Below are 25,742 nucleotides of genomic sequence, written 5' to 3' on the forward strand. Positions count from 1 at the left end.
ACAGGAATAAGATGAAATGACACCGATTATAATTAATGCCTGCACCGGAAGAATGGGGCAGGAGTTATTAAAAGCCGCAATTGACGATAGCCAGGTTGAGATCGTTGGCGCAATGGCTCGTGAGCAACATAAAAAACTGGGCACCGATATTGGTTATCTGGTGGGCAAGGAGCCGCAAGGAGTTTTTGTCGGTGACGACCTATCCGTAACCTTAAATGAGCGAAAGGTTCTGATAGATTTCAGTCTGCCTGACCATTCAATTGAAACCTTATCTCATGCGGTGAGTGCTAACTCACCTGTGGTTATAGGAACTACCGGGTTTAACGAGCAACAAAAGGCAACTATTAGCGAAGCCGCAAAAAGCATTCCGATTGTGTTTGCGGCTAATTATAGTGTGGGCGTTAACAGTCTACTGGGGCTGGTCAAGCAAGCGACGAGATTGCTGGGAGATAAGGCAGACATCGAAATTTTTGAGGCGCACCACAAGTACAAGAAGGATTCGCCATCGGGTACAGCTTTAGCTTTAGGCGAAGCAGTTGCAGACACCAAAGGTCAGGATTTAAATGATGTCGCAGAGTGGGCACGACATGGTATTGGTGAGCGTGAAACTGGTGCGATTGGATTTTCAGTAATGCGCGCTGGTGATATCGTTGGCACTCATGAGGTGGTGTTTGCTTTAAATGGCGAGTTGGTGACATTGCGACACGAAGCGCAGACCCGTCAATGTTTTGCTCAAGGTGCGATTGAGGCGGCCAAATGGCTGCTCGGAAAGCCCGCTGGACTCTATGATATGCAGGATGTTCTAGGGTTAAACGATTAGAAAACGCTACCTGTTCAAAAAACACACAATCAGATGTGCATTACGGTTAAGAGATCGTCCATAGAGTTTGTGCGAGATCTCTCAAGGATCTGTAATCCAGCACCGTAAAATGAGTCAGAAAATGTGCTTTTTATGCTACAGATTTTATCTAGTTTGTTGATTTGAAAAGACTTTTTATTGCAATGCAGGCCTGACATCATGTCAGGCCTTGTTGTTATTGCAAAAAAAAAGAGTAGATTAACAAGTGTGCAAGGGACGCACGTAAGGAAATCCAACCGAAGGACATGGTGACACACGGAAGTAGCAGGGAGCACCTAAGGGGCATGAGGCCAACTGAAAATGGGCGGTTTATCCGCCCTTTTTCTTTTTGCACAGTTTTTATTTAATGCTCCAGGGCATTCCACTGTATCGATATAACATTAAAATAAAAAAATCCCATAAAATGGTCGTTAGAGTGACTAATATTCAACATCCCAATCTCTAGTAACTAAAGTCCACTTAAATAGACTTGCCCACCCAATTCCACTATAATGTGCGGAATTTGCCAAAATTTCACCAAGTAAACAATTTGCTGGACTCATATTTTTGAGCCCAAATTTTTTGCGCCCAAAAAAAATGGAGGTTTCTTTGTTAGAACAAGAGTCTCAACTGCTGCTAAGACCCGCCCAGCAGCCCGCCATTTTAGTTCTTGAAGATGGTAGTGTTTTTCATGGAGTTTCAATTGGTTACGAAGGACATGCAGTAGGCGAGGTGGTTTTTAATACCGCCATGACAGGATATCAGGAAATTCTAACTGACCCTTCCTACGCCAAGCAGATGGTAACCCTCACTTACCCTCACATCGGTAATACCGGTGCTAATTCCGAAGATGTTGAATCGACCAATATTTGGGCTGAAGCATTAATTATTCGTGATCTTCCACTCCTTCACAGCAATTATCGAAGCGATGAATCTTTATCAGACTACTTAAAGCGCCATAAGAAAGTTGGCATTGCCGATATCGATACCCGTCGCTTAACCCGAATTCTACGTGATAAAGGTGCTTTGAGTGGCTGTATCATTGCGGGTGAAGCTCCGGATACTGAGAAAGCATTGGAGTTAGCTAAAGAGTTCCCGGGTTTGAAGGGAATGGACTTGGCTAAAGTCGTTTCAACCAAAGAAACGTATCAGTGGCAAGACAGCACCTGGTCTCTTGAAGAAGGCTACGGCAAGCTTAAAGAAGCTAAGTTCAAGGTCGTCGCTTATGACTATGGTGCCAAGCACAATATTCTGAGAATGCTGGTTGAACGCGGCTGTGACTTAACCGTTGTTCCGGCACAAACTCCTGCCAGTGAAGTTTTGGCGATGAATCCTGATGGTGTCTTCTTATCTAATGGCCCAGGTGATCCGGAACCATGTGATTACGCCATTAAAGCGATTCAGGAAGTTTTGGAAACTAACATTCCTGTATTTGGTATTTGCCTTGGCCACCAGTTATTGGCATTAGCAAGTGGCGGCAAGACAGCAAAAATGAAATTCGGTCATCATGGCGCCAACCATCCAGTACAAAATGTTGAAGATGGCACGGTCATGATTACCAGTCAGAATCATGGTTTTGCGGCAGATGAACAGTCGCTACCTGATAACCTAAAAGCAACTCATCGTTCCCTATTCGATGGCACCCTGCAGGGTATCCACCGCACGGATAAACCTGCATTTAGCTTCCAGGGTCACCCTGAAGCAAGTCCCGGTCCACACGATGCTGCACCATTGTTCGACCACTTCATTGAATTGATGGAACAACACAAAGCCTAGGAGACGATTGAGACATGCCAAAACGTACTGACATAGAAAGTATTCTGATTTTAGGTGCTGGCCCAATCATTATTGGTCAGGCCTGCGAATTCGACTATTCCGGCGCACAGGCCTGTAAGGCACTGCGTGAAGAGGGTTACCGAGTTATTCTGGTCAACTCTAACCCGGCAACTATTATGACTGACCCGAATATGGCTGATGTGACCTACATTGAGCCGATTCAATGGGAAGTGGTTGCTAAGATTATTGAAAAAGAAAAACCTGACGCGATTCTGCCAACCATGGGTGGTCAGACTGCCTTGAACTGTGCATTGGATTTGGCATCACGTGGCGTACTGGAAATCCACGGCGTGGAAATGATCGGCGCAACTCGTGAAGCCATTGATAAGGCAGAAGACCGTGAGCTGTTTGCCAAAGCGATGTCAAAAATTGGTTTGGATCAGCCTCGTCAGCAGGTTGCACACAGCTTGAAAGATGCTTGGGAAGTACAAAAAGAAGTGGGTTTCCCCTGTATCATTCGTCCTTCTTTTACCATGGGCGGAACCGGTGGTGGTATCGCGTATAACAAAGAAGAGTTCGAAGAAATTTGTTTACGCGGCTTGGACTTGTCGCCAACCAATGAGTTGTTAATTGATGAGTCGTTAATCGGCTGGAAAGAGTATGAGATGGAAGTGGTTCGTGACAAGAACGACAACTGCATCATCATCTGTTCTATCGAGAACTTTGACCCAATGGGTGTGCATACCGGTGACTCAATTACAGTTGCACCGGCACAGACTCTGACCGATAAAGAATATCAGCGTATGCGAGACGCATCCTTGGCTGTATTGCGTGAGATTGGTGTTGAAACGGGTGGTTCGAACGTACAGTTTGCGATTAACCCTGAGAATGGTCGTATGACCATCATTGAGATGAACCCTCGAGTATCACGTTCATCGGCACTTGCCTCTAAAGCAACGGGTTTCCCAATCGCAAAAGTGGCTGCAAAACTTGCAGTGGGTTATACCCTGGACGAGTTACAGAACGAAATTACTGGTGGCAAGACGCCTGCTTCGTTTGAGCCAAGTATTGACTATGTGGTTACTAAGATCCCTCGCTTTAATTTCGAGAAATTCCCGAACGTAGACAAGACTCTAACCACGCAGATGAAATCTGTGGGTGAGGTAATGGCGATTGGTCGTAACTTCCAGGAATCACTGCAAAAAGCATTGCGTGGTCTTGAGGTTGGTTCTTCTGGTTTTGAACCTAAGTTGGCGGAAGATGATGAAAGCTGGGTTGATACCTTGCGTCAAAACTTGCGTGTACCTGGTTCTGATCGTATCTGGTACATCGGCGATGCGTTCCGCAAGGGTTGGTCACTGGATGAAGTTTTCGAGCTGACTGGAATCGACAAATGGTTCCTGATTCAAATTCAGGAAATTATTCATATCGAAGAGAACCTTAAAGATAAGTCATTCTCTGAATTAAACGCAGACTTGATGCGCCAGATTAAGCGCAGAGGCTTCTCGGATCAGCGTCTGGCCGACATCTTCGCAACCAGCGAAAAAGAAATCCGTAAACTGCGAAAAGAATTAGGCGTTCTGCCTGTCTTCAAGCGAGTGGATACCTGTGCGGCTGAGTTCGCAACCAGCACCGCCTATATGTATTCAACCTACGAAGAAGAGTGTGAAGCTAACCCAACTGACCGTGAGAAAATCATGATCTTGGGTGGTGGACCTAACCGTATCGGTCAGGGTATTGAGTTTGACTACTGCTGTGTGCATGCTGCATTCGCTATGCGCGATGACGGTTATGAAACCATCATGGTTAACTGTAACCCAGAGACAGTTTCAACCGATTATGATACGTCGGACAGATTATATTTCGAGCCATTAACACTTGAAGATGTATTGGCAATTGTTGATATCGAAAAGCCAAAAGGTGTGATTGTTCATTATGGCGGACAGACACCACTGAAACTGGCCCGTGATCTGGAAGCTGCTGGCGTACCAATTATCGGCACATCACCTGATGCAATTGACCGCGCAGAAGATCGTGAACGTTTCCAACGCGCGATTAATCGTCTAGGTTTATTGCAGCCACCAAACCGTACCGCTCGCAACATGGAAGAAGGTGTTCGTCTGGCAGAAGAAATCGGTTACCCACTAGTTGTTCGTCCTTCTTATGTACTGGGTGGACGTGCTATGGAAATCGTCTATAACGAAGACGAGTTGCGTCGTTACATGAATGACGCGGTAAGCGTTTCAAATGAATCACCTGTACTGTTGGATCGCTTCCTTGATGATGCTATTGAAGTGGATGTTGATGCTATCTTTGACGGTGAGAATATCCTGATTGGCGGCATCATGGAGCATATTGAGCAGGCGGGTGTTCACTCGGGTGACTCGGCATGTTCGATTCCACCATTTAGCTTAAGCAAAGAAGTTCAGGACGAATTGCGTCGCCAGATGTTGGTAATGGCCAAAGAACTTAAAGTTCGCGGTTTAATGAATGCACAGTTTGCTATTCAGGGTGAGAGAATTTTCATTCTTGAAGTAAATCCACGTGCTTCACGTACCGTACCGTTTGTCTCTAAAGCAACTGGCACGCCAATGGCAAAAGTTGCAGCGTCAGTAATGGCGGGTAAAACGTTGGCTGAAACAGGTTACACCAAAGAAATTATTCCACGATATTTCTCGGTTAAGGAACCAGTTTTCCCATTCAATAAGTTCCCGGGCTCTGACCCAATTCTTGGTCCAGAGATGAAATCAACCGGTGAAGCCATGGGTGTTGGTAAAACATTCGGAGATGCTTTCTACAAAGCAAAACTGGGTGGTGGTCAGGCTGTTCCAGATTCCGGTCAGGTTATCATCAGTGTCCGCGAAGCCGATAGAGTTGGATTACCAGCTGTGGCCCGTTCGCTGGCTGAACAGGGTTTCGAACTGTTGGCAACTGGTGGTACTGCTCGTGCTATTCGCGAAGCAGGCATTCCATGTCAACGCATCAACAAGATGTTTGAAGGTCGACCACACATTGTTGACTACATCAAAAACGGTGAAGTGGATTACATCATTAATACTACTGAAGGTAAGCAGGCAATTGCCGACTCATTCCTGATTCGTCGTAGCGCTCTACAATATAAAGTGCCATACACGACGACGTTGGCGGGTGCAGTAGCATCCTGCGCAGCGATGAAAGAGAATGGTCGTGGCCAGATTCACTCAGTACAAGAACTACATACACAGGTAGATGAACGATGAATCGAGTACCTATGACAGTCGAAGGTGCTGAAGCCCTTCAGGCTGAGTTAAATGAACTAAAAAAAGTAAAAAGGCCGCAAGTTGTTGCGGCCATCGCTGAAGCACGTGAGCATGGTGACCTGAAAGAGAATGCAGAATATCATGCAGCGCGCGAACAGCAGGGTTTCATCGAGGGTCGCATTCAGGAGATTGAAGCCAAGCTTTCAAATGCTCAGATTGTTGACGTTAAGAAAATGACCAACAACGGTAAGGTGATCTTTGGCTCAACGGTTATCTTGATTAATTTGGATGATAACAACGCTGATGAAGTCCAGTATAAAATTGTTGGCGATGATGAAGCGGATATCAAGAAAAACAAACTTTCCATTAACTCGCCAATTGCGCGCGGATTGATTGGCAAAGAAGAAGGCGATATTGCGAATATTCAAACACCAAAAGGTAGTGTTGAATATGAAATCGCTGAGGTTTTATATATTTAGTTTTTTCTATTTAGATACAGCCCTACGATTGTTAGGGCTGTCCCAACAATAAAAAGCAATAAACCTATTACGTAAAGTAGTTTGTTCCCAAAAGGGGAAATGTCCCTCTCTCCAATCAAGACGTATCCAACTTTAGAATTAAGCACCAGCTCCTCAAACTTCTCACCACGATAATCATCAGTTACCAGATAAGTTGGTGTAACAATATCAGGGGCGATACCTGGTAAGATCTGATAGGTATAAGCTGTATTACTTGTAAATAATCCAAACCATGCACTAGAAAATAGCAAGCCAGCTAAAAGTATACAAAGTATAGAGCCACCAACAAGCTTCTTTAATGATATGACATTTAAATTAGGGACATGGGAGCTATCGGAGTAGTTTGCTAATGGTGCTAAGGTTTTCAAGTCGCAGCCATATGCATTGCTGATAGCAGAAAGGACTTCAAAGGAAGGGACTGCTTGACCATTCTCAAGTTTCGACAAATAGGATTGTTGAATGCCGATTTGTTGCGCAGCATGGCCTTGAGTCCAGCCAAGATTATGGCGTAAATGTCTTAAAGTATGATGTTTTATCATTTAAGAATAGTTTGGTTCTTGTAGTATTCATTATGCTACATAATGGATCATATTCCTCAAGGAATATTAAGAATATCATGGATATATTATGAATAACCTCGTTGTTGCAAGGATACTGGACGGGCCGTTTAATTAATTGGAGTTACAAATGAAATATTTAACAAGCCTAATTCTAATGCTATCAGTTCTTTATTTTATGCCACAGGTTGGCATGGCTGATGATGGGGAAGATAATGCTGCTAAGCAGTATCTGGGGGTGACGACAAAAGCATATATAGCAGATGAGTTTTTAAATCTGGCCAATATTCGTCAGTATATGAACGACGGGAACCTAGTTACATCAAATTCAATCATTGTCGGAATTGGTAGCGATGGGGCAATAAAAATTCATCAAACAGAAGATGCAGCAGACTATACTTTAGAGGTCAGTATGAAAGCTGTTAATGAAAAGCAGTATGGCGTGCTGTGGATGGTAACTAAGAAAACAGACTCAGAAGAAAAGATATACGGTAGTAGTACCGAGGAGTATCAGTTACAGCCAGTTGGCAAGCCTCTTATTTTTAGTGTAGAGCTGGATGGTAATCAAATGATATTCGACTTAGTGACGAAAGTGGACACAAAGGCAAATTTAATAAAAATGTTCGCTAGAGCGAACTAACGGAAACTTTTCATCAAGTGTATAAGGCCTCTAGCGAGGCTTTTTTGTGGCTATTATAATTTGATGTTAATCTCATAGTTGCAATACTAAATAATGAGGTTGCTATAAGACAGGAGAAAGGATAACGCTTATAGGGTTTCACAACCCTTTCACATGGAGTTAGGAATAATCCAAAAATGAGCAAAATAAAGATAGCCATTAGCTCGTGCCTGCTTGGAAATAAAGTCAGATTTGATGGTGGACACAAGCAATCTAAATACTGTTTAAATGTACTCAGCGACTGGTTTGAGTACACTCCTGTATGTCCTGAAATGGGCATAGGATTACCTACACCAAGACCACCCATACACCTGGTACGAGTCGGCGAAGAAATTCGCGTCAAAAAAGTCGATGACCATAGCCTGGATGTCACGGATGAGTTACGTGAGTATGCTCATAAAACTATGCCAAGGATACATGATGCCTGTGGTTATATTGTGATTCGGAACTCTCCAAGCTGCGGCATGGAAAGAGTTAAGGTCTATCATGAGAATGGCAACCCAGCGGGTGAATCTTATCGTGGAGTCTATATTGACGAAGTTATGAAATTACACCCAAACTTACCAGTTGAGGAAGAAGGTAGGTTGCAGGACCCCAGGCTGCGTGAAAACTTCATCACCAGGGTATTTGCTTATCATGACTGGAAGCAATCTGTGATGAGTGATCCGAGCATGAAAAAGCTAATCGATTTCCATAGCCGATATAAATATCTGGTCATGGCCCATAGTTATCAGGCTTATAAAGATCTTGGGCGACTGGTTGCCAATACAGAGCAAAAAGAGTTGGCACAACTGTTGAACGAGTATGAAGATAAACTGATGCTGACGCTTAAGAAAATTGCATCGAGTAAATCGCACACGAATGTTCTTTATCACATACTAGGCTATTTAAAGCGAGATCTGACTTCCGCTGCCAAACAGGAGTTGGTAAAAGTGATCGAGCAGTATCGTAAAGGAATCGTGACACTGGTTGTTCCTGTAACTTTGATCAATCATTATTTAACTCAGTTTGGATCAGACTATATCAAACAGCAGGCATACCTTGACCCGCACCCTTTAGAGCTTGGATTACGAAACTACCTGTAAAAATCAAACTTTAAAAATTAGTGAGTTTATGAGCAAAGAAATTAATCTTGTATGGTTCAGAAATGATTTAAGAGCAGGCGATAATCCTGCTCTTTTTTATGCTGCTGAACAGGGCACTGCTATTGGAATTTATCTGGAGACTGAGGAACAGCGTAAGGCTCATGATGATGCAGCCTGCAAGATTGGTTTTATCAATGACAACGTCAAAGAATTGAGAAAGCAACTGAACCAACTCAACATCCCACTACATAGTTTTAAAGTGACTGACTATGCTGATTCGGTTGAGAAATTAGAGATGTTAGTCGATCAGTTCAATGCCAAAGGTGTTTATTTCAATAATGAGTATCCACTAAACGAGAAAAACCGTGACAACCAGGCTGAAAAAATACTTGAGGAAAAAGGATTAGAAGTAAAGCGGTTTGATGGTGATATTATTATTCCGCCTAATAGTGTTGCTACTGGTAAGGGTGAGCCTTATAAAGTGTTTACACCATACAAGAAAGCCTGGATCGAATTTCACAAAACTCAAGGCACTTCACCATTACCAATACCTGAAAAGCAGGACTTCAAAATTGATGAGCAACATGATTATGATTTTGCTCAAGAGTACCGTGATGACTTATGGCCTGCGGGAGAACAGGCGGCAAAGGAAAAGCTGAATGATTTCTTGCCAAAGGCTGGATATTATAGAGAGCGAAGAGATATCCCATCGGTTAAGGGAACCAGCATGCTATCTCCTTATCTGGCGGTCGGTGCCATCTCGGCAAAGCAATGTATTAGTAGCTTGTTGGAGTGGCATGAAGGTGATGAAGAAGCTTTCTATAAAGATACCTGGTTATCAGAAATCATCTGGCGCGAATTTTACCGACAAATCATTATTGATAATCCTGAGATCAGTAAACATAAAGTATTTAAAAGAGATGCAAAGGAAGTATGGGATGGTGAGCAGGAACTATTTGACTTGTGGTCACAGGGCAAAACCGGATTTCCATTGATTGATGCGGCAATGCGCCAGCTACTGCAAACAGGTTGGATGCATAATCGTTTAAGAATGAATGTCGCCATGTTCCTCAATAAATTGTGTCTGATAGATTGGCGCCAGGGAGAAGCTTTTTTTATGCGCCATTTAATAGATGGAGATTTTGCTTCCAATAATGGCGGCTGGCAGTGGTGTTCTTCAACCGGTGCCGACGGAGCACCTTATTTTAGAATCATGAGCCCGAACACTCAGTCGCAACGTTTTGATCCTGAGGGTAAATTTATTCGTAAGCTAGTGCCGGAGCTTGAAAGTTTAAGTGATAAAGACATTCATTGTCCAAGTAGTGAGCAGAGAGAAAAGCTGGGATACCCTCAGCCTATCATTGACTATAAGGAAGCGAGGAAAAGAGCTCTTGATCTGCTTAGCTAAATAGTCCCATAAATTGCTCAATGAAGGCGGCGATTAATTCAGCGCTTTAATCTTATCGCGTAGGTCTTCGAAGTCGCTGTCCATTGATTCGTCGCCAAACCAGATATTGAGATAAGGCAAGGCGCAACTTGAGTTGTCGGACTGGGCAAGCTGCTGATTGTTGAGATACAGATCAAGGCCCTGCTCAGGGAGTACAAAAAGATCGTAATAATCTCCGTCGGAAACGTCCTCATAGACAGTGTTAAACTCATTGAAGTGAATCAGGCACTTGTCTTTTTCCTGTGGCTTAAGGTTGTCTTGTAAAAAGTCATCAGCACCTTCAGTGAACTGGTTACCAGTTACATCGCGTAAATAGGAAAATCTAAGTAACTTCGGCTGCTCATCAAATATGTCTGCAGCTTGCTTGCAGTCAGGATAGTAGACACCCACATCAACCACATCAAATAGTAGTGCTTTGGTCACCCGTTGTTTAGCACACAGCTGATAGTCGGTCTCTTGATAACGAACGCTAGGCTCAAGCTTAGCCTGGGCCTGGCCAGAAATAATAAGCAAGCTCAAGCCCAGCAATGGGAAGCTGAGCTGAAGCAGCAGTTTTCTCACGGACAGGGTTTTACAGGCGGTTTTGCACATAATTAACAAAGAATCCTACAATTGGTAAACGTGAATAGAAACCTTCGGCACCATCCCAGTAATCCTGGTGAAGAACAATCTTGCCTTCTTCGTTAAAGCGAAGCTGAGTCATACCAATAGACTTGGAGTCGATTTTCTTGCCAGCGGCAGAGAACTTCATATGCATCACCCAGCGCAAGTAATAGTCAGTTTCGGATTTGGCGACATCAATGATTTCTACGGTAGTCACTTCAGTTGCTTCCGCTGTTTCAGGCATATACTTCAAGAGCTCATCGATATGACCAAAGGTTTTAAAAGTGTCATTAAAATAGAATTGCTCGGCATACAACTGGCGGATAACATCTTCTTTAGTACCAGCCTTGAAGTCGCCAAATAAGGTTAGAAAAGCCTTGTCCGGGGACTCTACCGTTTCGGTCGGAGGCATCTTACTGGCAACCTGCAAAAAATTCTCTACGCGTTGATTATTCATCTCGCTCCTCGAATGACTACAGCCAGAAAAAGTTAAGGCTATAGCAAAATATAATAAATAACGGGAAATCATCATAAAGCACTGCTAGAGTAGAAGACATGATGCCACTGTAGCTCCTGACTCGTAAAGATTCTGTGAAGGTTTTGCAGAAACTAAGCAGGGTAAAATAATTTAAAGAGTAGCGGCCTGGCCGTCTATTCAGCTTCACAGGGATTTCACAAGAATAAATCTAGGATTATGAAAAATGCCAGGCAACTTAAACTATGAAAATGAAACAGTGGTTTGATAACAGTCAAATCAATACGGATACCAATCAACCTGAGCAGCTTGAAGGGGTTGATTGGCCACGAGTTATTCCATACATAGGCTTGCACTTAGTCTGCTTATTTGCGTTTGTAACCGGTGTATCCTGGACAGCAGTGATTATCTGTATTGCTGCTTACCTCATTCGAATGTTTGCGATTACTGCTTTCTATCATCGCTATTTTTCACATAAAAGTTTTAAGACCTACCGGTGGGTCCAGGCTGTATTTGGTTTCCTCGGTGCCTCAGCTACACAGCGTGGACCATTATGGTGGGCGGCACATCACAGGCATCACCATATTTATGCTGATACTGACGAAGACGCGCACTCACCAAGGCATGGCTTTTTAAAGAGCCACATGTTGTGGTTTCTCAACAAGAAAAACTTCCCCACCCAGGAAGGCAGAGTCAAAGACCTTGCCAAATACCCAGAGCTTCGCTGGTTAGATAGATTCGATATTTTCCCGCCAATCATTTTCGCTGCTTTAATCTTTGGCCTTGGGGTATATCTGGAAATGTTTCACCCTGAACTGGGTGCAGATCGCTGGCAGGTACTGATCTGGGGATTCTTTATTTCAACCATACTGTTATCGCATGTCACCTACTGCATCAATTCGCTGGCGCATCGTTGGGGCAGCAAGCGCTTTGAGACCAATGATGATAGCCGTAATAATTTTTTACTAGCTCTTTTGACGTTAGGCGAGGGCTGGCATAACAACCACCATTTTAGTCCGGGTTCAGTAAAACAGGGATTTTACTGGTGGGAAATTGATCTGAGTTTCTATGTTCTCAAAGCGATGGAAAAGTTGGGATTGGTATGGGATTTGAAATATCCCAATAAAGAATTAATAGCTTTAAAGGCAAAGTCATGAAAGTTGCAGTAATTGGCGGCGGGATTTCTGGATTGACCGCTGCAGAGCGATTGGCCTCAGAAGCCGATGTAACCCTTTTTGAGCATGCCAGCAAACTAGGTGGACACGCAGACACTCAATACATTGAAGTTGACTCTAAAACTGGTGGTAAGAAGAAAATAGCGGTTGATACTGGATTTATTGTCTTCAACCCAGAAAACTATCCAACATTTTATGGATTGCTACAAAAGTATCAGGTTCCTTATAAAGACAGCGATATGAGTTTTGCTGTGTCTAATAAGCTAACTGGCCTTGAGTATAACGCCGGAACCTTAAATGGTCTTTTCAGCCAACGTAAGAATATAGTCAGGCCAAAATTTTATCGGATGCTGCGAGATATCTTTCGCTTTTATCGGGAAGCGGGAGAGTTGCTGGAGTCTGACAGTGAACAAGGCGATATCACCCTCGGAGACTATCTGAGAAAGAATAACTACAGTCAGCAGTTTATCGACGAGCACATCCTGCCGATGGCCTGTGCGCTGTGGTCTGGCGATAGCCAGGTGATTCTTGATTTTCCGGCACGTTATCTCGTGGCCTTTATGAATAATCACCAGATGATGCAGGCATTCAATCGGCCAATCTGGAAAACCATTGAAGGCGGATCAAAGGCTTATGTTGAAGCGATTGCTAACAGTGCAGGATTCCAAGTGAAATTAGGCTGCCCAATTAGCAAGGTGATTCGTAATCATGAAAAGATCTGGCTCCATACGGCTGAGGGCAAAGAGGAATTTGATTATGTGATCTTTGCCTGTCATAGCGACCAGGCGCTAAAAATGATTGAAGGTGCCAGCGAGGCTGAAAATCAGATCCTGGGAGCGATTCGCTATCAGGAAAATCAAATCATTTTGCATTCAGACAGCAGTTTATTGCCAAGTAAAAAACGCGCCTGGGCCAGTTGGAATGTGATAATAGATGAAAAAACTCGTCAGGAGTGTACAGTAAGTTATTACATGAACTTACTGCAGTCATTGGATACCCCGACGCCAGTTATTGTTAGCCTTAACATGTCGGAACGAGTGAACCCCGAACTGGTATGGAAAGAGGTGACCTACCATCACCCTGTCTATACTCAGGCGACAATTGATGCTCAACAAAACAAACACCAGATTCAGGGGCAGAACAGAAGTTATTATTGTGGTGCCTATTGGGGCTGGGGCTTTCATGAAGATGGTGCAAGAAGCGGACTGGAGGCTGCAGAACAACTTCTGAAGGATGCAGGATATGCTTAAACAGGGATTTATGGTTGGGGAGATTCGACACCGTCGTTATCGCCCCAAGCCCCATGAGTTTACATACGAAATGTATTGGAGCTTACTTGATCTGGATAAGCTCGAAGAGACTTTTGCTAAAAGTAAACTGTGGTCGCTGGAGAGATGGAATCTGATTTCCTTCCGCAACAAGGACTTTCACCAAAACTCTAACCTCAAAGAAAACAACCTCAATGAAAACGGTATCAAAGAAAAAAACATCCAGAAAATAACCAAAACCAGCATAAACAAACAATCGATCCAGGAGACTATTCGCCAGCATACTGGCAAAAGCTTTTCTGGCAGAGTTTTTATGCTTTCCCACCTGAGATACCTGGGGTTTAACTTTAACTCTGTTTGCTTTTATTTTTGTTATGAAAATGACAATTTGAAGTATATCGTTTCTGAAATCACAAATACCCCATGGGGAGAGCGCCATAGCTACCTGCATCGATGCGATGAAGGAAAAAAAGGTTGCAAAAGTACAGACAACCTTTATCAGTTTGAATTTGATAAAGCATTTCATGTGTCGCCATTTCTAACCATGGATATGCATTATCAATGGCTGTTTAAGGTTGAGGATGACCAGTTGCGAATTCATATGGTAGTAAATCAAAAGAACACGAATCACAAATTCTTTGACGCCACCTTCACAGCTGATTTCATACCATTGACTCAAAGCAATATGCGAAAGCTTGTTCTAAGCAGACCGTTGCAACCCTTGAAGATGGTCGCTGCAATCTACTGGCAAGCTTTAAAATTATGGTTAAAAAAGATCCCCTTTGTACCTCACCCTAAATTTAATAAAGATTCTCATAGCGGTGAAGTCGAGGCAGAAACAGGCAAGAGGAACCAGGGTCGTGAATGATTTTACTGAAAAGCAGGCCATAACCGGCAAACAGCAGGAACAGAGTGAGTCTGTAAAACTTCCCCTGTCTGAAAAGAAACAAGTGTCAGGTTTCGAGAAGTTGATTCGTAGCCAGGTCTTGAAAGCCTTGAGTGGTATAAAAGGCGGTCAGATCATTATCAGTGATCCTGTTGGAAAGCAATTCTGTGGCACCGCCAATGCTCAATCTGACTTGTGCGTTACCATCAGTATTAGTCAGCTAGACTTTTATCGCCAGGTAGCGATGCACGGTAGTATTGGTGCCGCTGAGTCCTACATGAAAGAACAGTGGTCAACCGATGATTTAACTGGCTTAGTTCGCCTATTGGTCATCAACCGGGACATCCTGGATGAGATGGAAGGCGGTCTCGCCTGGTTGAAAAATAGTATTTTAAAGCTATGGCATTTCTTTAATCGGAACAGTGTTGAAGGAAGCCGCAAAAACATATCCGCGCATTATGATTTAGGCAATGACTTCTTTAAGTTGTTTCTGGATGAGCACCTGATGTACTCATCCGCAATTTTTACAGAGCAGGCCAATACTCTGGAATTAGCTTCTGAGTTGAAGTTAAAAACCATCTGCGAAAAACTGGATCTTAATGCAAACGATCGCCTGGTTGAAATTGGTACTGGCTGGGGCGGATTCGCCATTTATGCTGCTAAGAACTATGGCTGTCATGTAACAACCACAACCATTTCTGAACAGCAATATCAGCACGCCAGACAGCGCGTAAAGGAAGAAGGCCTTGAGAGTAAGATAACCATTCTTAAGGAAGACTATCGCAAGCTGGAAGGTCAGTTTGACAAGCTGGTTTCAATTGAAATGATTGAGGCAGTAGGCCATCAATATCTTGATACTTACATCAAGCAATGTAGCGCTCTATTAAAACCTGATGGAATGGCTTTGATTCAGGCAATTACTATCGAGGACTCTCGATATAAACAAGCGTTAAAGTCAGTGGACTTTATTAAGCGTTACATTTTTCCTGGCAGTTTTATTCCATGTGTATCAGTAATTGTGGATTCAGCAAGAAAATCCTCAGATTTGCGACTTATCAATTTAGAAGACTTTGGTGATAGTTATGCCAAAACATTAAATGAATGGCGCAAACGTTTCTTTGCGCATATTGAAGCAGTCAAGGCGCAAGGATTTGACCAGTCATTCATTCAGATGTGGGATTTTTATCTGTGTTATTGTGAAGGTGGCTTTATCGAAAAAGCCATCAGCGATGTACACCTACTGTTTGCCAAACCGGGCAACAAGAGGCAGCAATGGTTAGCACTACAAAGTTAAATAAAGTACTGAATTTTGTACTGCTTCAAACGCTGTGGTTTGCATTGGTTGTAGGTGTTGTTTATGAACACATCCTGTTAGGTCTCGGTTTGTTTGTGGTCTTTGCCATATGGCAGCTACACCCACTGAATCGGAAACAGACTGATATCAAGCTTGCAATCACACTGGCAGTTTTGGGATTTGTATTGGACAGCCTATGGCTACAACTTGGACTCATCAGTTATGAGATGCAATGGCCATATCCCTTTGTTGCTCCACTATGGATAGTTATGTTGTGGTTTGCATTTGGCCTAACCATAAATCACTCACTGGCCTGGATTTTTGATTACAAAATAGTGGGGGTTATCATTGGTGGTCTTGGCGGTCCAATCTCTTACCTGGCAGCTGAAAAGTTCGGTGCGGTGACTTTAAACAATCCGGTTTCAGCATTTGCGGCACTTGCCTTTGGTTGGACGATGGTCATGGTATTGATTGTCACAGTATTTTCCCCCTCAGCAGGTCAGAAGCAGGAAATAACGGGCAAGAGAGAAGCATCATGGAATTAGATGTCGCGATAATTGCTGTTGCATTGCTATGTTTTGTCGGACAGCTGATAGCCTGGTTGTGGCAGTTCCATACTAAAAATACCGATATCGTGGATATTACCTGGGCCCTGCTAATTGTAATTGGCGGATTGATTTATGTAGCCATGGCCGAAGGAAGTGGCTTTCATCGTTATATTGTTTTGTTGATTCCAATTGCCTGGTATGCCCGATTGGCCTGGCATCTTATTGATAGATATCAGGTCGAGCATGAAGATGGGCGCTATCAACAACTTCGCGCACACTGGTCCGAAAATACTCAAAGCAAACTGTTTGTCTTTTTCATGTTTCAGGCAGTACTGGCATTTGCATTCAGCTACCCCGTTGCTGTCATTGTATCCAGTCATCAAGATTTCGACATATTTGATGGAATTGGTATTGCCATAGCTGTTTTGTCTTTTATTGGTGTGACCTTGTCTGACTATCAGTTGCGACAGTTCAAGAGAAGAAAAGATACGAAAGGCAAAGTTTGTAATATCGGTCTGTGGCGCTATTCACGTCACCCTAACTATTTCTTCGAATGGACTCACTGGTTTGCCTATCCGTTGATTGGCTGGCACGCCGAGCAAGGATGGCTGTTGTGGATTTATCCTGTATTAATGCTGCTGTTTTTGCTGAAGTTAACTGGCATTCCATTTAACGAACAGCAAAATATTCGAAGCAAAGGCGATGCTTACCGAGAGTATCAACGTCAGACCAATAAATTTTTCCTGGGCCCTACGAAATAGTATGTCGACGCCCATTGATATTGAATAAAAGCGGAGAGCTTAAATGATTGCACAAGCTATTAACTTAATTGAGAAAGGATTGCTTCCTGATCGCCTGGTGCGCCTGGGTATACGTAAGCTCTGCGAGCAACGCCTGACCGAAGAATCAGCGTATGACTGTGAACAACAGGCTGAGCGTTACCACGCATTTCTGCAGGAATTGAAATCCTCTGAAGTAGCCATCAAAACTGATAAAGCGAATGAACAGCATTACGAAGTTCCCGCACAGTTTTATCATTATTCGCTGGGAAAGAATCTCAAATACAGTAGCGCCTATTGGCCTGAGAATGTTAACAATCTAGACGATGCTGAGCAGGCGATGTTGGATCTATACGCTAAACGTGGCGAATTTGTAGACGGTCAGGATATTCTGGAGCTGGGTTGCGGATGGGGCTCTTTGACACTCTATTTAGCAGCAAAGTATCCGAACAGCACTATTACCGGAGTATCAAATTCGAATTCGCAAAGGGAGCATATTCAACAGCAGGCAAAGGAACGGGGGTTAACGAATATCACCATCATTACTCAGGATATCAATCAATTTGATCCTGGCCGTCAGTTTGATCGAATCATTTCGATTGAGATGTTTGAGCATGTAAGAAATTATGAGGTGCTATTTGAGCGAGTCAGTCAATGGCTTAAAGATGAAGGTAAAGTATTCCTGCATGTGTTCTGTCACCGCTACCTGATGTATCCATTTTTAGAAGATGGTGACGATAACTGGATGGGACGCTACTTTTTCAGTGGTGGCCAGATGCCGGCAGCTGATACCTTTTTGAATTTCCAGCAGAAGCTGCAGCTAGAGCGTCGCTGGCTAGTTAATGGGCAGCACTATGAGAAAACCTCAAATGCCTGGCTTGAAAACATGGATAAACACCAAAAACAAATCATGCCACTGTTCGAAACAGTCTATGGAAAGGATTTCGCTAAAATCTGGTTCCAACGTTGGCGCATTTTCTTTATGGCTTGTGCCGAGTTATTTGGTTATGCTGACGGTAATGAGTGGATGGTTGCTCACTATAGATTCGCTAAGAAATGATCATGTTGAAAAATTATTAACTTTGTAGAAATGGTCAATAAGGAAAGCGATTGTAGTTTTGGGAAGTGATGAAGGAAGGTCAATGACACAAAAACGTCGTGGCATACATTATAAAATCATTAAGGCTATGGCAATTCAGTTGTTGCTGATTAGTGCTGTAACTTTATTAGGTGTCTATGGTGCGGCTAAAGTTGTTGAAAATGTTCTAATTAAACAGGCGCTCGAAGGTGAAGCCGATTTCTTCTGGAAGAACTATGAGAAAAATCCTGATTTTAATTTACCCAGCACCCTCAATTTAACGGGGTATATGTCATCTTCCCAACCATCGGATGATGTTCCAGATTATCTCGAGTCTTTGCAGCCTGGATATCAAAGAGTGGACTTCAATCATAGGCAGCCATTAGTCCATATTTCCGAACAATACGGTAAGCGTCTGTATCTGGTCTTTGAAGAAGGACAGGTTGCCCGTTTGTCATTTTATTTTGGTATTGCGCCATTGGCTTTCGTGCTGTTAATCATCTATTTGCCTGCCTGGATAATGTATATGCTTTCTCGAAGAGCCATATCGCCGGTGGTGAAGCTGTCACGACTAATGGACAGTGTTGAGGTTTCTGAGCGCGCCGATCTCAAAATGGATTTCTCTGACATTGAAAAGAATGCAGATGCTGAAGTGATGACGCTTTTGCAGGCCTTTGATCAATATGCAGAGAGAGTTAATGAGTATGTGACTCGTGAAAAAAACTTTACTCGTTATGCTAGCCATGAATTACGTACTCCATTGGCGGTTCTTAAAGGCTCAATCTCTTTATTGGAAAAACAGCAGCTCAACGACTCGCAATTAAAGGTCGTCTCGCGCATGAAGCCAATGGTTAAAGAAATGGAGGATTTGCTGGAAGCACTCTTCTTGCTCTCGAGAGACCAGGAACCAGATATCTCCGAAGAGCCAGTGAATGTTAATGCAGTTGTTAAGCAGCACTTCACCTCTATTGAACGACTATTCGCAGACAAGAATATTGAAACGAGTCTTCACAGTAATGTGCAGCTGAAAATGCGAATCTCAGAGCGACTGCTAGTCATTTGTCTAAATAATATTATCTTTAATGCCTTTAATTATACCGAGCAGGGAACGATAGAGGTCTTTATTGGGCGGAGCTTCATTCGAGTTTCTGATACCGGAATTGGCATGGACGAAAGAAGCTTGCAGAGAATTTTTGAGCCTTTTTATCGCGCTAACCGTGAGCAGGAGCAGGTCAAAGGGTTTGGACTGGGCATGGCGATAGTTAAACGGATCTGTGACCAGATGGACTGGCGCATTTCAATTGATAGCCAACCCGGAAAAGGCACTCAAATTCAGCTAACACTGAAAGAGCATGATAAATAAAAAACTACTCTTCTAAAATTTATTCTTCTGGAGGGGTTATTTTAATACCAAGCCCCGGTACTGTTTGTAACAGTTGTTCCGGAAATGGCTTGTCGATAACTTTGCGTAGGTTGTACAGATGACTTCTAAGAACATCACTATTCGGAACCAGATCACCCCATAGCTCACGCTCAAGCTCTTCACGAGTCACCACTTCGGGCGATTTGCGCATCAATAATTTCAGGATGTGCAGGCCAGTTGGAGAAAGTTTTAATTTCTTACCCTGACGTTTAACCTGTAGTGTTTTGGGATCAAGCTCAAGATCATGAATCACCAATGGTTTAGAATCCAATTCACCTTTATGGCGACGAATAATAGCGTTGAGGCGTGCATCCAGCTCTTCAAAGTCAAAAGGCTTAATCAGGTAGTCGTCGGCACCAGCATCAAAACCATCAAGCTTATCTTTCAACTGGTCACGTGCGGTCAGCATTAGAACAGGAATATCGGACTGGACTTCCTGACGAATACGCTGACAGATAGTAAAACCATCCATGCCAGGCAACATCACGTCTAGGATCAGGGCATCATACTGATTGGTTTTGGCAAGATTAAGGCCAGAAATGCCATCCATTGCATAATCCACAATATAGCCACAGGCCTCAAGATATTCGCCAGTTGTAGCTGCCAACTCTTTATGATCTTCGACCAGTAGAATGCTGTAAGCCATAATAATTCCAAATAATTAAGAGCAAACCATACGTTAGCGGAATTTGATTATTTAGGCAAAATGATTTTTGGATTGGCAGACTTTCGGTAAATCGACAGATTATGGCCGATGACCTGAACTTTCGCAGCCTTGGTTTGCTGGCAGATATGGTCAATCATTGCCTGCTTATCTTCACGTTCTTCGGCTCGCACTTTAATCTTAATAAGTTCATGGTGATTAAGGGCGATATTGATTTCTTCCAGCACGTTCTCGGTAACGCCATTGGCGCCAACCATGACTACTGGTTTGAGGCTGTGGGCCTTGCCGCGCAGGAACTTTAGCTGGTTGTTACTTAATTGAGTCATTACATCTTTCTGATAGTGATTATTAGCGGTCATTTTACCTGAAAAAAGGTACAATAGAGACTTATTTGAGGAAAAAAGACGCATATTTATTTATGTCACGAAGTAAAAGCAGCCACCGTTGGATGAAAGAACATTTTGACGATCCTTACGTCAAAAAGTCACAAAAGGATGGTTACCGCTCCAGAGCGGTCTATAAGCTGGAAGAGCTCGATCAAAAATATAAGCTGTTAGGCAAAGGCGTTACTGTTGTCGACCTTGGAGCAGCCCCTGGTGGCTGGTCGCAATATGCTGCATACAAGATGGGGAATCAGGGCAAAATCTTTGCTCTGGATATACTGGAAATTGATCCTTTGCCCGATGTGGACTTTATTCAGGGCGATTTTCGTGAAGAAGCAGTGCTCAATCAGCTTTTGGATAAAATTGGCCAGCGCAAGGCAGACCTTGTTTTATCGGATATGGCCCCCAATATGAGTGGTGTAGATGCTGTCGATCAACCAAGAGCTATGTATCTTTGTGAACTGGCTCTGGAGTTGGCTCAGACAGTGCTGACAAAAGGCGGGAACTATGTGGTCAAAGTCTTCCAGGGAGAAGGTTTTGATGAGTATATCCGTCAATGTCGCCAGCTGTTCAATAAAGTATTAATTCGTAAACCCGATGCGTCCAGAGGGCGTTCACGCGAAGTTTATGTGGTTGGTTTAGGATATAAGGGTTAGGTGCTGCAAGTTTATACAAAAAGCACGAATCGGATAGCAGTGTTTGTTACGTTTTGTTAAGCTTCAGGGCTTTCGTAAGTGACAAAGCATGGCATAATGTGTGGTCATTATTAAAGGCAAAGCGTTGCCAAGATTGAGGTTCAGGTTTTGAACGATTTAGTAAAAAACATTCTATTTTGGGCCGTAGCAGCGGTCATCTTGTTTATTGTTATAGACGCCATTCAGGAGCGTCAGACAGACAATAGCCAGGTCACATTCTCGGAATTTGTTAGCCGTATCGAAGCTAAGGAAGTAGACGATGTGGTAATCAACCCAAACAATAATCTTGTGACCGGTAAAGATTTGAACACCAATAGCGAAATTAATGCTGAAATTCCAGCCGGCGGTCACGAAAAACTGAATGATTTATTGTTAGCAAACGATATTAACTATTCGGGTAAGAAGCGCGAGGGCGGTGGTTTCGGTACCTTCCTGTTAAGCTTTGGACCAATCCTGCTATTAATTGCCGTCTGGATCTATTTCATGCGCCAGATGCAAGGTGGCGGTAAGGGCGGCGGCGCTTTGTCTTTTGGTAAAAGTAAGGCCCGTATGCTCAGCGAAGATCAGGTTAAAACTACATTTGCTGACGTTGCTGGCGTTGAAGAAGCCAAAGAAGAAGTTGGTGAGCTGGTCGATTTCTTGCGCGACCCACGTAAATTCCAGCGTCTGGGCGGTAAAATTCCACGTGGTGTTTTAATGGTTGGTCCTCCGGGAACCGGTAAAACGCTTCTGGCTCGAGCTATTGCAGGCGAAGCCAAAGTGCCTTTCTTCACCATTTCGGGCTCAGATTTCGTAGAAATGTTCGTGGGTGTCGGTGCTTCGCGTGTGCGTGACATGTTTGAACAGGCCAAGAAACACGCGCCCTGTATTATTTTCATCGATGAGATTGATGCGGTAGGCCGTCATCGTGGTGCCGGTTTAGGTGGTGGTCACGATGAGCGTGAGCAAACCTTGAACCAGCTACTGGTCGAAATGGATGGTTTTGAAGGTGGCGAAGGCGTTATTGTGATTGCTGCGACTAACCGTCCTGATGTACTGGATCCAGCTTTATTGCGTCCGGGGCGTTTCGACCGTCAGGTTGTGGTTGGATTACCAGATATCAAAGGTCGTGAGCAGATTCTTAAAGTTCACATGCGCAAAGTACCGATTGGTGATGACGTTGAGCCTGGCGTGATAGCTCGAGGCACACCTGGTTTCTCAGGCGCCGATCTGGCCAACCTAGTTAATGAGGCAGCACTTTTTGCCGCGCGCGATAATCAACGCATTGTTGGCATGGAGCAATTTGAAAAGGCAAAAGATAAGATTCTGATGGGTACTGAGCGTCGCTCAATGGTGATGACCGAAGAGGAAAAGCTTAATACTGCCTATCATGAAGCGGGACACGCAATCGTTGGCTTGAAAGTACCAAGTCACGATCCGGTGTATAAGGTGAGCATTATTCCTCGTGGCCGTGCCTTGGGTGTAACCATGTATTTGCCAGAGCAGGATAAGTACTCACTATCTAAAGAAGCACTGGAAAGTCAGCTATCTTCCTTGTTTGGCGGTCGAATTGCCGAAGAGATCCTTAATGGACCAGATAAAGTTACCACTGGTGCATCAAATGATATTGAGCGCGCAACCAGCTTAGCCCGTAATATGGTGACCAAGTGGGGACTTTCGGATAAGTTAGGTCCACTTTCTTACGCTGAAGATGAAGGCGAGGTATTCCTCGGTCGTTCAGTGACTCAGCACAAGAATATTTCGGATGAAACAGCACGTGCAATTGATGCTGAAATTCGTGACATCATCGATCGGAACTACAATCGTGCTAAAACTATCTTGCAGGATAATATGGATAAACTGCATGCGATGGCGGATGCCCTGATGAAGTATGAAACTATTGATGCGAATCAGATTAAGCAGATTATGGACGGTGATGACCCAAGCCCTCCGGCAAATTGGTCGGATAAAAAAGGCCCAGGTGGAAACGGTGGCTCAGGACCTCAACCTGAAGCGCCAAAAGATTCACCAGTGACAGAACCATCTGTTGATTAAATAAAAAGGGCCTTTCTGGCCCTTTTTTCCATTTTGCCGTAGATAAAGACCATGAAAGATTTATTCAAATCAAACGCTCCTCTGGTGATGGGTATATTGAATACCACACCGGATTCATTTTCTGATGGTGGCAATTATGTGCGAAAAGATATTGCCCTGAGACGTATTGAGGCCATGATAAGTGAAGGCGTCGATATCATTGATGTAGGTGGCGAGTCTACTCGGCCGGGAGCACAGGCAGTTTCTGAGAGTGAAGAGCTGGACAGGGTCATACCCATTGTTGAAGCGGTTGTAGCAAGCGGGATGCCGGTTTCTGTTGATACCAGTAAAGCCAAGGTAATGAAGGAAGCTATTAGTGCCGGTGCTACAATGATTAATGACGTGCGTGCATTGCAGGAAGAAGGTGCGATAGATGCGGTGTCCGCAGATGGTAAGATATTGGTTTGCCTGATGCACATGCAAGGACAGCCCAGAAGTATGCAGCACAATCCACAATACGATGATGTTGTAACGGATGTAAAAGCATTCTTGTTAGAACGAGTTGCCGCTTGCCAGAAGCGAGGGATAGAATCAGGACGGATTTGTCTCGACCCTGGCTTTGGATTTGGTAAGACTTTGCAGCACAACTGTGAACTGATGAAGCATTTAGACAGTTTTAAAGAACTTAATTTACCACTGCTAGTCGGTGTATCAAGAAAGACAATGATTGGTAATATTCTTGATGCTGATGTAAATAGCCGAGTAAATGGTAGTGTTGTGGCTGCTATGTATGCTTTAACTAAAGGTGCAAAAATTCTGCGTGTGCATGACGTAAAACCTACGGTTGAAGCAGTAAAATTATTTTGCGCATTTGAGCAAGGCAAATAAACAACAATAAGGAACTTATTAGAATGAGCGAGAGAAAATATTTTGGTACCGATGGCATTCGAGGTACGGTTGGACAGTTCCCTATTACACCTGAGTTTGTGCTTAAACTTGGTTGGGCAGCGGGTAAGGTTCTTGGTAAGAAAGGCAAAATAGTCATAGGTAAAGATACTCGAATCTCTGGCTATATGTTTGAGTCGGTGCTTGAAGCCGGCCTCACTGCCGCAGGCGTCAACAGTTTCCTGGTAGGTCCTATGCCAACACCTGCAATTGCATATCTGACGCGTACATTCAGAGCCGATGCGGGTATTGTCATCAGCGCATCACATAACCCTTTCCAAGATAATGGAATTAAATTCTTTTCATCAGAAGGCACCAAGCTACCTGATTCAGTCGAGCTGGAAATTGAGGCTTTATTGGAACAGGAGATGACATCTTTACCATCCGAGCAGTTAGGAAAGGCTTATCGAATTGAAGATGCTGCAGCACGTTACATAGAATTCTGTAAGGCGAGTGTGCCAAATGATTTTAATCTCGACGGCATGAAAATTGTATTGGATTGCGCTAATGGCGCCACCTATCACATTGCTCCTTATGTGTTTAAGGAGTTGGGTGCCAAAGTCATAAAAACTGCTGTAGAGCCTGATGGCTTAAACATCAACCGTGATTGCGGAGCAACTCACCTTGAGCCACTGGCAAAAGTTGTCATTGAGCATCAAGCCGATATTGGTATCGCCTTTGATGGTGATGGTGATCGCTTAATGATGGTTGATAAAGATGGCAATGTTATCAATGGCGACCAGCTGATGTTTATGATGGCAAATCATCTAAAGAAGAAGGGCACTCTGAAAGGTGGTGTAGTTGGAACCTTAATGACCAATATGGCAATTGAAAATGCTCTGAAACAAGTTGGTATTCCTTTCGAACGAAGCAAAGTTGGTGACCGTTATGTCATGGAGAGCCTGAAAAAGAATGACTGGTTAATCGGTGGTGAATCATCGGGCCATCTGATACATCTGGATTACAACTCAACCGGTGATGGGATTATTGCGGCGTTGCAAGTGCTTCGTGTAATCAAGGAAAGTAATAAAGGTGTCGGCGAATTAGCTGCTGAAGTGCCACTATTTCCACAGACGATGATTAATGTCCGTGTAACCGATGCTAAGTCGATTATGACGAATCAAGAGTTGCAAAATATGTCGCAGGAAGTTGATACACAATTAGCTGAGCATGGACGTGTATTGCTTAGAGCATCAGGAACTGAACCGCTTATTCGAGTTATGGTTGAAGCGGATGATGAAAAAGTAGCAACAAAAATGGCCGAGAAGTTGGCACAAAAAGTGCGAGATTTAGCCCAGAAAATGTAAAATTGTGGCAAAAGAAGCTTATGTTTTGTATCTAACTTATTGTTTCCGATATAATGCGATGCACCAT

At 43.6% G+C, this 25,742-nt stretch carries 24 protein-coding genes; 19 read left to right on the forward strand and 5 right to left on the reverse strand.

All coding sequences use genetic code 11. From position 1 onward, the window contains the following. Positions 1–16: 16 nt before the first annotated feature. The 4 genes from dapB (at position 17) to greA (ending at position 6,332) form a co-directional block, all read left to right on the forward strand. On the forward strand, positions 17–820 hold the full coding sequence (gene dapB / locus B158_RS0103060; RefSeq protein WP_018623876.1) for a 4-hydroxy-tetrahydrodipicolinate reductase: 804 nt from the start codon (positions 17–19) through the stop codon (positions 818–820). 615 nt (positions 821–1,435) lie between these two features. Continuing rightward, positions 1,436–2,614, forward strand: a complete 1,179-nt coding sequence (gene carA, locus B158_RS0103065) for a glutamine-hydrolyzing carbamoyl-phosphate synthase small subunit (protein WP_051082496.1) — start codon at positions 1,436–1,438, stop codon at positions 2,612–2,614. Positions 2,615–2,628: 14 nt separating this feature from the next. Continuing rightward, a complete protein-coding gene (gene carB, locus B158_RS0103070; protein WP_018623878.1) occupies positions 2,629–5,853 on the forward strand; it encodes a carbamoyl-phosphate synthase large subunit in 3,225 nt (1,074 codons plus the stop codon). Beyond that, positions 5,850–6,332 carry a transcription elongation factor GreA gene (greA, locus tag B158_RS0103075; protein ID WP_018623879.1) on the forward strand — a complete coding sequence of 161 codons (483 nt, stop codon included), beginning with the start codon at positions 5,850–5,852 and terminating at the stop codon, positions 6,330–6,332. The genes carB and greA overlap by 4 nt, the downstream gene beginning before the upstream one ends. On the opposite strand, the gene B158_RS0103080 is transcribed toward greA, so the two are convergent. After that, positions 6,329–6,910: a helix-turn-helix domain-containing protein gene (locus tag B158_RS0103080; RefSeq protein WP_018623880.1), complete on the reverse strand. Its 582-nt coding sequence runs from the start codon at positions 6,908–6,910 to the stop codon at positions 6,329–6,331. The genes greA and B158_RS0103080 overlap by 4 nt on opposite strands. A 148-nt stretch (positions 6,911–7,058) precedes the next feature. Here B158_RS0103080 and B158_RS0103085 point away from each other — a divergent pair, with 148 nt between their 5' ends. The 3 genes from B158_RS0103085 (at position 7,059) to B158_RS0103095 (ending at position 10,100) form a co-directional block, all read left to right on the forward strand. Continuing rightward, a complete protein-coding gene (locus tag B158_RS0103085; RefSeq protein WP_018623881.1) occupies positions 7,059–7,568 on the forward strand; it encodes a hypothetical protein in 510 nt (169 codons plus the stop codon). 176 nt (positions 7,569–7,744) lie between these two features. Beyond that, positions 7,745–8,692: a YbgA family protein gene (locus tag B158_RS0103090; protein ID WP_018623882.1), complete on the forward strand. Its 948-nt coding sequence runs from the start codon at positions 7,745–7,747 to the stop codon at positions 8,690–8,692. Between the two features lie 28 nt (positions 8,693–8,720). Next, complete coding sequence (locus B158_RS0103095) at positions 8,721–10,100, forward strand: cryptochrome/photolyase family protein (protein ID WP_026309212.1); 1,380 nt, start codon at positions 8,721–8,723, stop codon at positions 10,098–10,100. Between the two features lie 33 nt (positions 10,101–10,133). Here the strand turns inward: B158_RS0103095 and B158_RS0103100 are convergent, their stop codons facing one another. Further along, on the reverse strand, positions 10,134–10,730 hold the full coding sequence (locus tag B158_RS0103100; protein ID WP_018623884.1) for a chalcone isomerase family protein: 597 nt from the start codon (positions 10,728–10,730) through the stop codon (positions 10,134–10,136). Further along, positions 10,711–11,199 (reverse strand): nuclear transport factor 2 family protein, encoded by a 489-nt coding sequence (locus B158_RS0103105; RefSeq protein WP_018623885.1) that lies wholly within the window; start codon positions 11,197–11,199, stop codon positions 10,711–10,713. The genes B158_RS0103100 and B158_RS0103105 overlap by 20 nt, the downstream gene beginning before the upstream one ends. Before the next feature lie 263 nt (positions 11,200–11,462). On the opposite strand from B158_RS0103105, the gene B158_RS0103110 reads away from it, so the two are divergent. From B158_RS0103110 to B158_RS0103145, 8 genes are all read left to right on the forward strand, one after another. Next, a complete protein-coding gene (locus tag B158_RS0103110) occupies positions 11,463–12,374 on the forward strand; it encodes an acyl-CoA desaturase (RefSeq protein ID WP_018623886.1) in 912 nt (303 codons plus the stop codon). Then, a complete protein-coding gene (locus B158_RS0103115; protein WP_018623887.1) occupies positions 12,371–13,642 on the forward strand; it encodes an NAD(P)/FAD-dependent oxidoreductase in 1,272 nt (423 codons plus the stop codon). Before B158_RS0103110 ends, B158_RS0103115 begins: the two co-directional genes overlap by 4 nt. Beyond that, positions 13,635–14,528: a DUF1365 domain-containing protein gene (locus tag B158_RS0103120; RefSeq protein ID WP_018623888.1), complete on the forward strand. Its 894-nt coding sequence runs from the start codon at positions 13,635–13,637 to the stop codon at positions 14,526–14,528. Before B158_RS0103115 ends, B158_RS0103120 begins: the two co-directional genes overlap by 8 nt. Beyond that, positions 14,521–15,840, forward strand: a complete 1,320-nt coding sequence (locus tag B158_RS0103125) for an SAM-dependent methyltransferase (RefSeq protein ID WP_018623889.1) — start codon at positions 14,521–14,523, stop codon at positions 15,838–15,840. Before B158_RS0103120 ends, B158_RS0103125 begins: the two co-directional genes overlap by 8 nt. After that, positions 15,819–16,385 (forward strand): DUF2878 domain-containing protein, encoded by a 567-nt coding sequence (locus tag B158_RS0103130; protein WP_026309341.1) that lies wholly within the window; start codon positions 15,819–15,821, stop codon positions 16,383–16,385. Before B158_RS0103125 ends, B158_RS0103130 begins: the two co-directional genes overlap by 22 nt. Then, the gene (locus tag B158_RS0103135; RefSeq protein ID WP_018623891.1) at positions 16,376–17,149 is read left to right on the forward strand and encodes a DUF1295 domain-containing protein; all 774 of its coding nucleotides are present in this window, start codon (positions 16,376–16,378) and stop codon (positions 17,147–17,149) included. Before B158_RS0103130 ends, B158_RS0103135 begins: the two co-directional genes overlap by 10 nt. A gap of 43 nt (positions 17,150–17,192) precedes the next feature. Next, positions 17,193–18,227: an SAM-dependent methyltransferase gene (locus tag B158_RS0103140; RefSeq protein ID WP_018623892.1), complete on the forward strand. Its 1,035-nt coding sequence runs from the start codon at positions 17,193–17,195 to the stop codon at positions 18,225–18,227. An 82-nt stretch (positions 18,228–18,309) separates the two neighbouring features. Then, positions 18,310–19,608 (forward strand): sensor histidine kinase, encoded by a 1,299-nt coding sequence (locus B158_RS0103145; RefSeq protein ID WP_018623893.1) that lies wholly within the window; start codon positions 18,310–18,312, stop codon positions 19,606–19,608. Between the two features lie 19 nt (positions 19,609–19,627). Here the strand turns inward: B158_RS0103145 and B158_RS0103150 are convergent, their stop codons facing one another. Both B158_RS0103150 and yhbY read right to left on the reverse strand, forming a co-directional pair. Further along, a complete protein-coding gene (locus B158_RS0103150) occupies positions 19,628–20,314 on the reverse strand; it encodes a response regulator transcription factor (protein WP_018623894.1) in 687 nt (228 codons plus the stop codon). Positions 20,315–20,361: 47 nt separating this feature from the next. Then, positions 20,362–20,658, reverse strand: coding sequence for a ribosome assembly RNA-binding protein YhbY (yhbY, locus tag B158_RS0103155; RefSeq protein WP_026309214.1), 297 nt, complete (start codon positions 20,656–20,658; stop codon positions 20,362–20,364). A gap of 92 nt (positions 20,659–20,750) precedes the next feature. On the opposite strand from yhbY, the gene rlmE reads away from it, so the two are divergent. The 4 genes from rlmE to glmM all read left to right on the forward strand — a co-directional run bounded on the left by rlmE (position 20,751) and on the right by glmM (position 25,675). Beyond that, positions 20,751–21,371, forward strand: coding sequence for a 23S rRNA (uridine(2552)-2'-O)-methyltransferase RlmE (gene rlmE / locus B158_RS0103160; RefSeq protein ID WP_018623896.1), 621 nt, complete (start codon positions 20,751–20,753; stop codon positions 21,369–21,371). Positions 21,372–21,518: 147 nt separating this feature from the next. After that, complete coding sequence (gene ftsH / locus B158_RS0103165) at positions 21,519–23,444, forward strand: ATP-dependent zinc metalloprotease FtsH (RefSeq protein ID WP_018623897.1); 1,926 nt, start codon at positions 21,519–21,521, stop codon at positions 23,442–23,444. Positions 23,445–23,495: 51 nt separating this feature from the next. Continuing rightward, a complete protein-coding gene (gene folP / locus B158_RS0103170; protein WP_018623898.1) occupies positions 23,496–24,311 on the forward strand; it encodes a dihydropteroate synthase in 816 nt (271 codons plus the stop codon). Between the two features lie 23 nt (positions 24,312–24,334). Beyond that, complete coding sequence (gene glmM, locus B158_RS0103175) at positions 24,335–25,675, forward strand: phosphoglucosamine mutase (RefSeq protein WP_018623899.1); 1,341 nt, start codon at positions 24,335–24,337, stop codon at positions 25,673–25,675. Positions 25,676–25,742 lie beyond the last annotated feature (67 nt).

It is taken from the genome of Kangiella aquimarina DSM 16071 (assembly GCF_000374105.1).
Lineage (GTDB): Bacteria > Pseudomonadota > Gammaproteobacteria > Enterobacterales > Kangiellaceae > Kangiella > Kangiella aquimarina.